Origin of the sequence: Desulfacinum infernum DSM 9756 (genome assembly GCF_900129305.1) — a bacterium.
Taxonomy (GTDB): domain Bacteria; phylum Desulfobacterota; class Syntrophobacteria; order Syntrophobacterales; family DSM-9756; genus Desulfacinum; species Desulfacinum infernum.
On record NZ_FQVB01000040.1, the window covers coordinates 20,093 to 33,136 of the forward strand.

Annotated in this window: 9 protein-coding genes; all 9 read right to left on the reverse strand. The window is 62.8% G+C overall.

The genetic code is table 11. The features are described from left to right. Positions 1 to 163: 163 nt before the first annotated feature. Positions 164 to 2,299 (reverse strand): acetate--CoA ligase alpha subunit, encoded by a 2,136-nt coding sequence (gene acs / locus BUB04_RS15955; protein ID WP_073041314.1) that lies wholly within the window; start codon positions 2,297 to 2,299, stop codon positions 164 to 166. Positions 2,300 to 3,080: 781 nt separating this feature from the next. Then, positions 3,081 to 3,488 carry a secondary thiamine-phosphate synthase enzyme YjbQ gene (locus BUB04_RS15960; protein ID WP_073041316.1) on the reverse strand — a complete coding sequence of 136 codons (408 nt, stop codon included), beginning with the start codon at positions 3,486 to 3,488 and terminating at the stop codon, positions 3,081 to 3,083. A 27-nt stretch (positions 3,489 to 3,515) separates the two neighbouring features. Beyond that, positions 3,516 to 4,763, reverse strand: a complete 1,248-nt coding sequence (locus tag BUB04_RS15965; protein ID WP_073041317.1) for a hypothetical protein — start codon at positions 4,761 to 4,763, stop codon at positions 3,516 to 3,518. Positions 4,764 to 4,849: 86 nt separating this feature from the next. Next, positions 4,850 to 6,061, reverse strand: coding sequence for a (Fe-S)-binding protein (locus tag BUB04_RS20160; RefSeq protein WP_143156524.1), 1,212 nt, complete (start codon positions 6,059 to 6,061; stop codon positions 4,850 to 4,852). A gap of 106 nt (positions 6,062 to 6,167) precedes the next feature. Then, positions 6,168 to 7,010, reverse strand: coding sequence for an FAD/NAD(P)-binding protein (locus tag BUB04_RS15980; RefSeq protein WP_073041323.1), 843 nt, complete (start codon positions 7,008 to 7,010; stop codon positions 6,168 to 6,170). A 46-nt stretch (positions 7,011 to 7,056) separates the two neighbouring features. Then, complete coding sequence (locus BUB04_RS15985) at positions 7,057 to 8,109, reverse strand: 4Fe-4S dicluster domain-containing protein (protein WP_073041325.1); 1,053 nt, start codon at positions 8,107 to 8,109, stop codon at positions 7,057 to 7,059. 79 nt (positions 8,110 to 8,188) lie between these two features. Next, a complete protein-coding gene (locus tag BUB04_RS15990; protein WP_073041327.1) occupies positions 8,189 to 9,139 on the reverse strand; it encodes a 4Fe-4S dicluster domain-containing protein in 951 nt (316 codons plus the stop codon). Continuing rightward, on the reverse strand, positions 9,140 to 9,616 hold the full coding sequence (locus tag BUB04_RS15995; RefSeq protein WP_073041329.1) for a hydrogenase iron-sulfur subunit: 477 nt from the start codon (positions 9,614 to 9,616) through the stop codon (positions 9,140 to 9,142). It abuts the gene before it with no gap. 76 nt (positions 9,617 to 9,692) lie between these two features. Next, positions 9,693 to 13,044, reverse strand: a 3,352-nt coding sequence (locus BUB04_RS16000) for an FAD-dependent oxidoreductase (RefSeq protein ID WP_073041331.1), incomplete at its 5' end; no start/stop codon positions are given.

Consider the following 13,044-nt stretch of genomic DNA (forward strand, 5'->3'; position numbering starts at 1 on the left):
TTTACTGGTAGCCGCGGAGCTTCAGCCCGGCGGGAAACGATCATCGCAGCCCCAGGGCGTGACAGACCGTACGCGACGGCCTGTCCGGCTTCCGGGCTCTTCCGCAGCCAGAAAGGGCTGCGGAAGAGCGATCATCTTGGCGTTTGGGACACGCTCCCAGGTATCAGGAGGTGGCAGCATCGTCCACCGGCTCCAGGATGATGCGGCAGTCGGCCACGGTGGCCCCTTGCCCCGCTTCGTGGACCAGCATGGGGTTGATGTCCAGTTCCTTGATCTCGGGGTGATCCAGCACCAGATCCGACAGACACACCAGGAACCGCTCCAGGGACGAGGTGTCGGTGGCGGGGCGGCCCCGCACGCCCTTGAGCAGTTCGTAGCCGCGGATGCCGCGGACCATGCGCCGGGCCTCGTTTCGACCGATGGGGGCCACGCGGAAGACCACGTCCTTGAAGATCTCCACGAAGATGCCTCCCAGGCCGAACATGAGCAGCGGCCCGAAGACGGGATAACGGGTCATGCCCAGAATGACCTCCTCTCCCCGGGGCGCCATCTTCTGCACCAGCACTCCCACGATCTCCGCCTCCGGATTGTACGCCTTGGCGTTGGCCAGGATCTCGTCATAGGCGGCGGCCACTTCCTCGGGAGATCCCAGGTTGATCTTCACTCCCTGGGCATCGGACTTGTGCAGGATCTGCGGAGACACGATCTTGAGCACCACCGGAAAGGTGAGGCTCTGGGCGTATTCCACCGCCTCCTGGCGGCTCTTGGCGATGAAGGAAGGCAGAGTTTGGAAGCCGTAGCAGCGAAGCAGCTCGCCTCCCTCCCATTCCGTGAGAGACCGGCGGCCTTCGTCCAAAGCCTTTTGGATGATCTCCCGGGCCTTGTCCGTATCGTGCTTCAGGTCGAACTGGGCCAGGTGCTGGCGGTTGAGCCAGGCGGAGTAGCGGTAGAGCGCTCCGAAGGCCTGGGCCGCATGTTCCGGAAAGCGGTACACCGGGATCTGGTTTTCCTGCAAAACCTTCACGCCCGCCGACACGTCGAAGATCCCCATGAAGCAGCACAAGATGGGCTTGTGGGTCTTCTTGTCGATCTTCACGATGGCCTTGGCCGTCTCCAGGGCGTTGGTCATGGATTGGGGGGTGAGGATCACCAGGGCACCGTCCACGTTTTCGTCCTTGATCACGGCCTCCAAAGCGTTTTCGTAGCGATCCTGGGTGGCGTCCCCGATCACGTCCACCGGGTTGTGGACATTGGCCGTGGCCGGCAGGTGGCTCACCAGGGCCTCCACGGTCTCTTCCTGGAAACGGGCCAGCTGAAGCCCCGACGACACGGTCATGTCCGTGGCCACAATGCCCGGCCCGCCCGCGTTGGTCACGATGGCCACCTTGTTTCCCGTGGCCGTCTTTCGGCTGGCGAACGCGCTGGCAAAATTGAAGAGCTCCTCGATGGAATCCACCCGGATGATGCCCGCCTGCTGGAAAATGGCGTCATAGACCGCTTCCGATCCGGCCAGAGACCCCGTGTGGGACGCCGCCGCCTGGGCGCCCGCCGCGGTGCGGCCGGACTTGATGACGAGCACCGGCGTGGGCCGGTCCCCCGAGGTGATCTTCTTCACCTCCCGGATGAACTCCGGCCCGCGGCGGAGCTCCTCCAGGTAGATCATGATCACCTGGGTATCCTCGTCTTGATGCAGGTAACGGAGCAGGTCCAGCTCGTCCACGTCCGCCTTGTTGCCGATGGAAATGAACTTGGAAAAACCGAAATCGCGTTCTGCGGCAAAATCCAAAACCGACGTACAAAGCGCGCCGCTCTGGGAGATGAAGCTGATGTGGCCCGGAGCGGGCATGCGGTTGGAAAAGCTGGCGTTCATCCGCACCGCCGGGTTGGGATTGATCACCCCCAGGCAGTTGGGCCCCACCAGGCGGATACCCGCCTCGCGGCACTTGGCCACGATCTGGTCCTCGATCTTCCGGCCTTCCTCGCCCACTTCCCGGAAACCGGCGGAAACGATGACGATCCCCTTCACGCCCTTCTGAGCCGCTTCCTCCACGGCCAGGAGGGCCGCTTTGGGCGGCAGCACCAGGATGGCCAGATCGATGGGATCCGGAATGTCCAGAAGACTCGGGTAGGCCTTGACGCTGAGGATCGACTTGGCCTTGGGGTTCACCGGAAAGAGGGTTCCCGTGTACCCGCCCTTCAGGATGTTGGCGAAAATGTCATGGCCCACCTTGCCGGGAGTCGTGGACGCACCCACCACGGCTACCGATTGCGGTGAAAAGATGGCTTCCAGATTCTGCATGTCCTGTCCTTTCTCTCGGTATGTATTTTTATCTCCGGTTCTCGGGCCCGGAGCCGCCTTGTCAGTCCTGGACGGGCAAGAGGAGCCACAGGCTTATACAGAGTTGGGAGGGAGAGGTCAAGAGGACTTTGTGAAAAAAGAGGCAAGATCAGGACTCGAAGCCTCTGGGACGCTATTGGTTCCGTGGGCAGCGCGGGCGCCGGCCCGGAAGGCTGCAGACTCGAAGCCCTGGGCAGTTGGAAGTCTAACTGCTCGGTCATGGGCGTTTCAATGGCGTGTGGAAATCTACATCAGGACCGGGCCCCCGTGGGAACGCGCTCCAAGACAGAGCCCTCCGGGCGGGACGACCGGAAGGGCGAATCATGATTCGCCCCTGCCTTGCGCATGCCGGGGACAACGCCGCTTGAACCGGCAAGGGACCCGACGTCTTTCGTAGCCGCGGGCCTTCAGGCCCGCGGAAAGGGCCGCCTAAATGGGACGCTTCTTCCCCATCGGGAGGTTCCGGCGGGCGGGCGTAAAGCCCGCCCCTACGAAGGCAGATGTAGCTGTTGAGTAGGGGCGGGGTTTATCCCCGCCCGCTCATCGCGCGGAGATAGGAAGAATACGGCGAAAGAATCGCTCCGTTTAGGGGGCACTTATGACCCAATGAACTGACAGGCGACAACCGGGGATTCTTCCGCAGCCCTGAAGGGCTGCGCTACGAGAAAAGCAGTGATTTCTGGCGTTTTCAGACAGCCTCCTACGAAAAGAGTGGGTATCCCTCGCGTTCTCGGACAGGCCCCTACGCGGAAGCGGGAATCAGGGCGATGCGGACCTTGCGGGTTCGAGGCCCGTCGAATTCGCAAAGGAAGATGCGCTGCCAGGTTCCCAGCTGGAGCCGTCCTTTCTCCACCAGGATCTGCACGGAGCTGCCCACCAGGCTCGTTTTGATGTGGGCCGCGGAATTCCCCTCCATGTGCTTGTAGGGCCCTCGCCAGGGCACCATGGAATCCAGGGTGGTCATCACGTCGTCCATCACCGCCGGGTCGGCCCCTTCGTTGATGGTGACCCCGGCGGTGGTGTGGGGGACATAGACCACGCACAGCCCCTCGGACACCCCTTTTTCCTGGATCTTGCCGGACACCGCCCGGGTGATGTCCACCGCGGCGCTCCGACTGGACGTGGTCACCTGAATCGTATCGCTCCACATGGGACCCCTCCTTCGATTCTTTGCCGGTTATCGGGGAAGGATCAGGCCGCCGTGTTCGGCTTCAGGCTCTTTCGCTTCGTCTTCCGGCTCTTCCGCCAGGCTGGTGGAAACGCCGTGCAAGACCTGGAGGGCCCAGGCCGTAAGGCGCACGGGCACCGGACTTTCCCCGGGATCTTTCAGGGATTGCATATGTTCGGACAACGCCAGGAACAGGGCCGCTCCCTCATCGTCCCCGGTCAAATGGCGGGCCAGGGACGTCTCCAGGTAGTGGGCTGTAAGGATGTCCTTTACCCTGGCGTCGAACACGGCCCGGGCCGCCTTGGCCACGATCTCCCTTTCCTGGGCGGCCTTCACATGATCGGGCACCACCAGGACCGACCGGCGGGCTGTTTCCAGCTCCATGCCGGCCGTCTTCAGGGCTTCCGAATCCTGGAAGAGCTGCACCACCCAACTCACCTCCCCCACTGCAACATCCGCCAGGAATTCCAGATCGTAACCGGAATCCACCGGCAGTTTCTCCCTCCAAAACACGTGGGATCCGAGGCTTCCCGTGCCGCTCCCATAGGGCGACAGGGCCTGGCGGGCGAGCAGGATCTGGTCCCTTTTGAGGGTATCCAACCGGCCCAAACGTTCCAGCTTGAAAAACACCTGGGCCATATGGGCCACGGGCACCGGATGGGGTTGGGCGCCCAGGTGTCCGGCACTTCCCCGCAAAAGCTCCCGGTATTTCTTGCGGGACTGGAAGGACGCATGGAACATCTCCCCCATGAAGGGCGCGGTGACCGCCAGCACCACCATGAGAAAGTCCGGTTCCCCCTTGATGGGAAGATAGGCGCTGTACTGCCAGAGCCCCGCTCCCAGGGGCGGCGTCACCAGGTGGCATTCTTCCTTGCGCACTTCCTGGCGGATGAGGGTCACCGGGGCGGATGCGTCGGGAACGTTTTCAGTCTCTTCCGGCAGTGGGTAGCCCTTCTGGCGGAGCCGGTATTCGGCCTGGCGGACCACCTTGGCCAGTTTCTTGTCAGTCACCACGGGGCGCAGTTCGCAGAAGGCACGGAAACAGACGTCGTTGTCCCGGCGGCTGAGGTCGTCCAGGAGAGCCGCCGCCACCCGCTGCCGGTCCCCCAGGATCTGCTTCAGGGTCTTCAGGCAGTTGTCCAGGCTCTGGCCGTTGGGGTCCTGGAGGCGCAGCCGATCGATCATCAGCTCCACTTCCCGCCGCTCGTTTTCAGTGAGTTGCAGAACGTCCTTGTCCTTCTTTTTCTTTTTCGCCATGGTCCGACCTCGTCCGGCGGCGCCCACAAAAAAGCCCCAGAAACCGCTGGGAGCTTCTGGGGCCTGGTGAGCGCTTCAGGGATCGTCTATTCTTCCCGCGGCTCGATGATCAGCGAGTCCGCCACGAGCTCCCAGAGGTATTTCACCTCCACATCCATAAAATCGTACTCTTTGCGCAAACTCTTCATGATCTGATCGCGGCAGTTGTGGCACGGGGCGATGAGCAGCTTGGCGCCCGTGTCCTTGATCTGCTTGGCCTTCACCCGGCCGTAAAAGATGCGCTCTTCCACGTAGGGAGCGGCCCATGCGCCGCCGCCGGCGCCGCAGCAGAAGTTGTTGGCCCGGTTGGGGTACATGTCCACGAAGTTTTCGCAGCACTGCTGCACCACCCAGCGGGGCTCCTCGTAGTAGCCGTGGCCGAAGGCCCGTTCGCTCTTGCGGCCGTAGTTGCACGGATCGTGGTAGGTGGTCAGTTCGTGGTGGATGGATTTGTCCACCTTGATCCGGCCTTCTTCCAGGTACTGCTTGAGCAGGTCGTGCACGCTGACGAACTTGACACCCTCATCGGCAAACCATTGTTGCAGACCAAGCCTGGTCGCATAGTAGGCGTGGCCTCATTCCGGTAAGACAAGGTACTCGCACTCGAGCTCCTTGTAGTTCTGGACCAGGCGGCCCACGATTTCCTTCATGGCGGCGTCGTCCCCGGTAAAAAGACCCCAGTTGACGCCTTCCCAGTTCTTGGAAGCCACGGTCCACGATTCCCCGGCGGCATAGAGAATCCGCCACCAGAACATCATGTCTTCCGGCTCCGCGAAGGGCTCCTTGGAGTTGATGGTAAACAGATACTTGGCGCCCTTCTTGTCGACAGGCACCTCGAAGCCGGGAAGTTCTTCAGCCAATTCCGCGCCCAAGTCCTCCAGGAGGAACTTGAAGTCCTCTTCCGGAATGCCCACGTTGTTTCCGGTCTTAAGGCACATCTCCACGCCCTTGTGGAGGACGCCGGGCACCTTGTCCCGATCCCGCATGGCACGCGCGGAGCGAAGAAGCTTGAGCAGGTCGATGTTCATGGGGCAGGCGTGTTCGCAGCGACCGCAAAGCGTACACACCCAGGGAAACTTGGAATCCACAATCTCCTGGTCGAGCCCCAGGACGGCCAGCCGAACGACCTTGCGCACATCCAGGCCGTCCACGCCCGTAACGGGGCAGCCTCCGGCGCACGTGCCGCAGGTCAGGCACAGCTCGGCGTATTGGCCCGCCAGCTTGCGCCTTTCTCGTTTGGACAACAGCAAAGGCTCCATAATTCTCTCCCCTGACTTGGTTCCCGTTAGACAACCACCGATCTTTCCTAACACAAGAGCCGTTCTCTTAAAAGATATTTTTCTCAAGCCCCGGAGCCGCCTCCCGCTAATACTCGTTGGGCAGTCGGGACAGCTTCTCCATGGTGAAGACGGGTCCGTCCTTGCAGACATATTCCGTGCCGATGTTGCACCGCCCGCACATGCCGATGCCGCACTTCATGCGCATCTCCAGGCTGGTGATGATCCGCTCGGGCGGAAAGCCCAAATCGGCCAGCACCGGCAGGGTGAACTTGATCATGATGGGCGGGCCGCACACGATGGCGTAGGCATTCTCGGAACTGGGGGCCTTTTCCTTGGTGATGGCAGGAACAAAGCCCACGTTGTACTTCCATTGGGGATCGTCCGTGGCGTCCACGGTCAGATGCATGGTGATGTCGTCGCGCCTTTCCCAGGCCACCAACTCCTCTTTGTAAAGAAGCATGCCGGGATTGCGGGCGCCGTAGACCACGGTGATGTCTCCGTAGTCTCCCCGGTGAGCCGGATCCAGCATCCAGACGATAGAGGAGCGAAGGGTGGTGAAAGCGAAGCCGCCTCCGATGATGACCACGTTCTTTCCCTTCATCTCCTCCCAAGGGTACCAATTACCCAAAGGCCCCCGGACTCCCATCACGTCGCCCGGTTTCATGTTGTGCAGATAGGTGGTCACCTTGCCCACCCGGTTGACGGTGAACATGATGAAACCCTTTTCCGTGGGCGACGAGGCGATCCCGATGGGCACCTCGCCCTGGCCCGCCACCGAAAGCTCGGCAAACTGGCCGGGAATGTAGGAAAAGGCCGCTTCGTCCTCGGATTTCAGGAAGACCAGCTTGAAGGTCTTCAGGTTCCGGTCTTCCGTTTCCGTTATGATCTCCTGGATCCGGACGGGGTATGGCAGGTAGGGATTCTTCACGTCAGTCCTCCGGAACGTTTCGCTGCTCACAGCGGATCTCTCTTCATCAGGTCGGGCACACGCAGGAGGCGCTCATCATGGCCACCACCCGACGGATGTCGATGTTGACGGGACAATACTGCACGCAGCGCCCACAGCCCACGCAGGCCGGCCCGTCGCCGTACTTGTCCACGTAGTACTTGAACTTGTGCATGAAGCGCTGGCGCACCCTTTGGAGCTTCTGATTGCGCGGGTTGTGGCCCGACCCGTGCAACGTGAAAAGAGGGAACATGCACGAATCCCACAGGCGCAGGCGTACCCCCTCCTCCCCATGCACTTCGTCCTGGATGTCGAAGCACCAGCAGGTGGGGCACAGGTAGGTGCAGGTGCCGCAGTTGATGCACGCGAACTGGACTTCCTCCCAGAACTCAGCGCTGAAAAGTTCCGTCTGCGGCTTGTCCTTGATGGGCTCGGTGACGAAGGGCTTGGAGATCTTCCGGGCGGCCTCTTCGGCGATGCCTTCCGCCTTCTGCATCCGTTCGTCCGTGGCGGCCTCGGCTTGCGGCGCGTCCCGAAGCAGGGCCTCGCCCTTTTCCGTTACGGCCTTTAGCAGGTAACCGTCTTCCAGCTCGGTCATCAACACATCCAGCGCGGTTTCATCGAAGGGGCCGGTGCCCACGGCGGTGCAGAAGCACGAGCGACAGGGACGGGAGCATCCCAGCCCCACCAGCACCGTGGCCTCACGGCGCGCCTCCCACCACGGGTCGCGGTAGGTGTCGGTCAGGAAGTTCACATCCACCAAGCGAAAGGCCTTGGCATCGCAGGGGCGGATCCCCAGAACCAGCCGCTTGTCAGCGGATCTCGGCAGTTCTTTGAGAATCCCCGCTTCCGGATCGTCCTTTTTGAGGGAGAAGGCGAACATGGCATCCGAATGGGGATGCACCAGATCTTTGGGTGACAACCGGCTGTTCTGGTAAGACAGATCCAGGTCCGCCGCCTTCTTCAAGGGGCGAAACCGGTGCGCTTCCCCCTCCTTGACCGGCCCCAGCACCGTTGCACCGTCCATGAGCCGGCCCACCAGGTTCGGCAGGTTGTCCTTGGTCACGAATATCTTCAACATGGGCATGTCCTTTGTCGCTTCCACGGTCGCTCACTCATCCAACCACCAGGTCTTTTCATCGAAAAAGGGTCCGCGGGCCCTACCTGATGAAATCCTGGGGATCGTCGGGCCGGTAGGTATCCAGCGGCGGGCGCTCCTCCAGCATCACGCCCACTTCGTAGCCGAAGAGTTCCTTCACGTCCTTTTCCAGCTTCTTGGTGAACTGGCGGACCTTGATGTCCATGGGGCACGCCCGTTCACAGGCGCCGCAGTCCGTGCAGCGGCCGGCCATGTGGTAGGCGCGCAGGAAATGGAAGGTGCGCGTATCCGTGGGATCCAACGATTTGCCCACCCATTGGGGCCGGGATTCGTCCACGAAGCAGGTGGGGCAGTAGCACTGGGGGCAAGCGTTTCGGCAGGCATAACACCGGATGCACGGCGCGATGAGCTCTTCGAAATAGGTCCACCGCTCCTCCACCGTCATGGCCTCGATACGCCGCACGTCTTCGTAGCGGTCCACATCCTTTTGCTCTTCCACCGGATCGCCCAGGAGCTCGTCGTAGATCACCGGGTTCCGGTGAATGCAGATCTTGCAATTGTCCTGGAGCACGTCCTTTCGAGGGAAAACCTGCTCAAAGCCGTCCCCGGAGACGGTCACGTCCGCTTCCGTCTCTTCCACCTGGAGGGGCTCCCTGCCGTCCAGAGCCTTCAGGATCGCCCGTCGGTTCAGCATCCCTTTGCACGGGATCCCCAGGATATAAAGCTGATCTCTTGCGATCTGGTTTTCCTGGATGTGGACCACGATGTTTCGCGAATCGCACCCCTTGGCCACCACCGCCACCCGGTCCTTGCGCTTGGTCAGGTAATTGGCCAGGTTCACCCCGCAATTGCCGTCCCAGACCAGCTGATCCACCTGGTCGGCGTGGCGGACGAAGACCGGTTCGTTCATCAGGGGCAGGGTCCCCCTGCGGAACCCGATGACCCCGTCCACCTTCTTTTCGGCCAGAAGGCGCCGGGCCGCTTCCCGAATCTTTTCCGTGTATGCGTGCATCTACACCACCTCAGCTTGAATTTCCGCCGTTGACTCGCCCCACACGGAGTCCCATTGCGGCAGGGTCTTGATGAAATGCCGGGCCGGGCCGGCGTCGCGAACCGTTTCCACCACTTCCCGGGCCACCTGAGCGAACTTGGACGCCTCCGCCGACGAAATCCACGAAAAATGGAGCCGCCGCGGGTCGATCCCCGTGTGTTCCAGCAGGCTCTTGAGCAGGGCGAACTTGCGCCGCGCGTAGTAGTTGCCTTCGATATAGTGGCAGTCGCCGGGATGGCATCCTGAGACCCACACGCCGTCGGCCCCGTGCCGGAAGGCCGCCAGGATGAATTTCGGGTTGATCCGCCCGCTGCAAGGCACGCGAATCACCCGGATGTTGACGGGGTACTGGAGGCGGCTCACGCCCGCCAGGTCGGCAGCCCCGTAAGAGCACCAGTTACAGAGAAAAGCGACGATCTTCGGTTCCCATTGACTCATCGAATCGACTCCCGGGGAGCCCGGGCCCGGGGCCCGGCCCCCCATTTCCTCAGTCATCGTTGGCCACTCATCCTGCCTACAGGCTGTCGATCATGGAAAAGATCTGGGCGTCGTCGAAGCCCTGGAGCCGGATGGCTCCCGATCGGCAGGACGCCACGCACAGGCCGCATCCCTTGCAAAGGGCCGGATTGATTTCCGCCACCCCCCGTTCGTTGAACCGCGGCGCGGAATAGGGGCAGATGTTCACGCACGTTCCGCACGCGCTGCAGAGCATGGGGTTGGTCCGGGCCACGGTGCCAGGGAACTGGATGCTTTCCCGGGCCAGGATGGTGGCGGCGCGCGCCGCGGCCGCCTGGGCCTGGGCGATGCTCTCGTCCAGCGGCTTGGGATAGTGGGCCAGGCCGCACAGAAAGACACCGTCGGTGGCGAAATCCACGGGCCGCAGCTTGGCGTGGGCTTCGATCAAGAACCCATCGTCGTTCATGGGCACCTTGAAGAGTTGCGCCAAGGCTTCGTCGGCATTGGGCTGGATGGCCGTGGCCAGAGTCACCAGATCGGGCGTGAGCACCACGGGCCGCCGCAGCACGTGGTCGGTGACGGTGACCTGCAGCCGTCCGTCCACCACCTCCACCTTGGGCTTGTCTTCCAGCGAGTAGCGGATGAAGAGCACCCCGGCCTGCCGGGCTTCCTTGTAAAGCACCTCCCGCTCGCCGTAGCTCCGGATATCCCGGTAGAGTACGTAGACATCGCAGTCGGGGTTGCGCTCCTTGATTTCCAAGGCACTGTGGATCGTGTGGGTGCAGCAGACCCGGCTGCAATAGGGCCGATCCGGCTCCCGGGATCCCACGCACTGGATGAAGACGGCCGACCGGGCCGAACGGATGACGGGATCGTCCTGGCGGAGTTTCCGGTCCAGCTCCAGGTGCGTGTGCACCCTGGGATCACTGCCGTAAAGGTACTCCGAAGGCTTGTACTCCCGTCCGCCCGTGGCGATGATCGCCACGCCGTGCTCCACTTGGACGGGTTCCGCACCGTTTTGGATCACGGACTTGAAGTTGCCCACGAACCCGTCCACCTGGGCCACACGGCTGTTCAGGTGCACGGTGATGTTTTCGTGGGCCTCGATCCGCTCCCGAAGCTTCGCCAGGAATTGGGTTACGTCTTCGCCCCGCCAGGTGCTGTTGAGATGGAGGGCTTGACCGCCCAGGCGATCCTCCCTTTCCACCAGGTCCACCGGATAGCCCTGCTCGGCCAGGCTCAAGGCGACCGTCATGCCCGCCACGCCGCCGCCGATGACCAGCGCCCGGCGCGTGACGGAAAGCTCCGGCTCCTGAAGGGGCTCCAGTAGGGCCACCTTGGCCACCGCCATGCGCACCAGGTCCTTGGCCTTTTCCGTGGCCGTGGCCGGATCCATGCCGTGCACCCAGGAATCCTGATTGCGGATGTTGGCCATCTCGAAAAGATACTTGTTGAGGCCCGCGTCCATGAGCGTTTCCTGGAAAAGCGGCTCATGGGTCCTCGGGGTGCACGCGGCCACCACGATCCGGTTCAGGTTGTGCTCCCGGATGGCCTCCTTGAGGATCTCCTGGGTGTCCTGGGAGCAGCTGTAGAGGTTGTCCGCCACGTATTCCACGTAGGGCAGCGTCTTGGCGTAGTCGCGCACCGCGGCCACATCCACCACGCCGCTGATGTTGATGCCGCAGTGGCAGACGAAGACACCCACTCGGGGCGGTTCGCCGAAGACGTTCCGCTGGGCCGGCACCTCTTTCTCCCGTGTGAGGGTTCCCCGGGCGGCGGCCAGCATCTGACCGGCGGCGGCAGCGGCAGCGGAAGCCTCCATGACGGACTGGGGGATGTCCTTGGGGCCCTGGAAGGCCCCGCACACATAGATCCCGGGCCGGGAACTGGCCACCGGCTCAAAGGACGAATGCTCGGCAAACAGGTGATCGTTCAACCGCACGTCCAGCCGCTCGGCCAGCCTCTTGGCCTCCTCGGGCGTCTCCAGCCCCACCGAGAGCACCACCAGGTCGAACACCTCCGAGGTGATCCGACCCTCCTCGTCCACGTAGTGGATCTCCAGATCCCCGCCCGTTCCGGGCACCTCCTCAATGCTGTGCACCCGAGACCGGACGAACCGCACCCCGTGCTCCTCCTTCGCCCGGTTGTAGTAGCGCTCGAAGTCCTTCCCGTGGGTGCGCATGTCCATGAAAAAGATCGTCGCCTCCAGGTCCCTTCCCGCATGCTCCTTGGCGATCACCGCCTCCTTGATGGCGTACATGCAGCACACCCCGGAACAATACGCGTGGTCGCAGTGGTGGATGTCCCGCGAGCCCACGCACTGGAGCCAGGCGATCTTTTTCGGCTCCTTCTCGTCCGAAGGGCGCACCACGTGGCCCATGGTGGGCCCCGAGGCCGAAAGGAGCCGCTCGAACTCCATGGCCGTCATCACGTTGGCAAGACGGGTGTAGGCGTAGGTGTCGTAGACGGCCGGATCGAAGGGCTTGAAGCCCGGAGCGAGAACAATCGCCCCCACCTCCAGCTCCCGTTCCCTGGCCGCATCCTCATGGACCACCGCATCGGCCAGACACGCGTCCACGCACCGGTAGCACTCGGAACAGACCCCGCAGTCGAGACACCTCGCCGCTTCCCGCCGCACCTGCTCTTCCGTGAACCCCAGCTGCACCTCGTTGAAGTTCCCCAGCCGCTCTTCGGGCGAAAGCCGGGGCATGCGCTCCCGCGGGATCCGGTCATAGCCTTCCGTGGGCACGTCTTGGACCGGCTCCCAGGTCTTCTCCCGGCCCTCCCGGAGGTCCTCGCCTTGGATGAAACGGTGGATGGAAACGGCCGCTTCCTTTCCGGCCGCGATGGCCTCGATCACCGTGGCCGGACCCGTCACCGCATCGCCTCCCGCGAAGATGTCCGGATCGTCCGACTGGAGCGTCACCGGATCCACCTGGAGGGTCCGCCAGTCGCTCAGGCTGCAGGCGCATTCCGGGGTGAGGCACGCCCAGTCCGATTCCTGCCCGATGGCCGGGATCACCGCGTCCACTTCCATTATGAAGTTGGACCCTTCCACGGGCACGGGGCGGCGCCGCCCGCTGGCGTCGGGTTCCCCCAGCTCCATGCGCACGCACTCGATGGCCTTCACCTTCCCGTTTTCCCCCAGGATCCGAACCGGATTCACCAGCGTGTGGATCTCAATGCCCTCCTCGTGGCACTCCTCGATCTCCTCCTCGTTGGCGGGCATCTCCTCCAGGCTTCGCCGGTAGACGATGAAAGGCTTCTTCGATCCCGTCCGAAGGGCCGTTCGCACGCAGTCCATGGCCACGTTGCCGCCGCCCACCACGGCCACCCGGTCTCCCAGGAAGAGGCGGTTTCCCAGGTTCACTTCCCTCAGGAAATCCACGCCCGGATAGACCCCTTCCAGG

Excerpts from the sequence above, each read along its gene's own strand:
- acs (WP_073041314.1), bottom strand. The coding sequence starts at position 2,299 with ATGCAGAATCTGGAAGCCATCTTTTCACCGCAATCGGTAGCCGTGGTG.
- BUB04_RS15990 (WP_073041327.1), bottom strand. The coding sequence starts at position 9,139 with ATGCACGCATACACGGAAAAGATTCGGGAAGCGGCCCGGCGCCTTCTG.
- BUB04_RS15960 (WP_073041316.1), bottom strand. The coding sequence starts at position 3,488 with ATGTGGAGCGATACGATTCAGGTGACCACGTCCAGTCGGAGCGCCGCG.
- BUB04_RS15985 (WP_073041325.1), bottom strand. The coding sequence starts at position 8,109 with ATGTTGAAGATATTCGTGACCAAGGACAACCTGCCGAACCTGGTGGGC.
- BUB04_RS15965 (WP_073041317.1), bottom strand. The coding sequence starts at position 4,763 with ATGGCGAAAAAGAAAAAGAAGGACAAGGACGTTCTGCAACTCACTGAA.
- BUB04_RS15995 (WP_073041329.1), bottom strand. The coding sequence starts at position 9,616 with ATGAGTCAATGGGAACCGAAGATCGTCGCTTTTCTCTGTAACTGGTGC.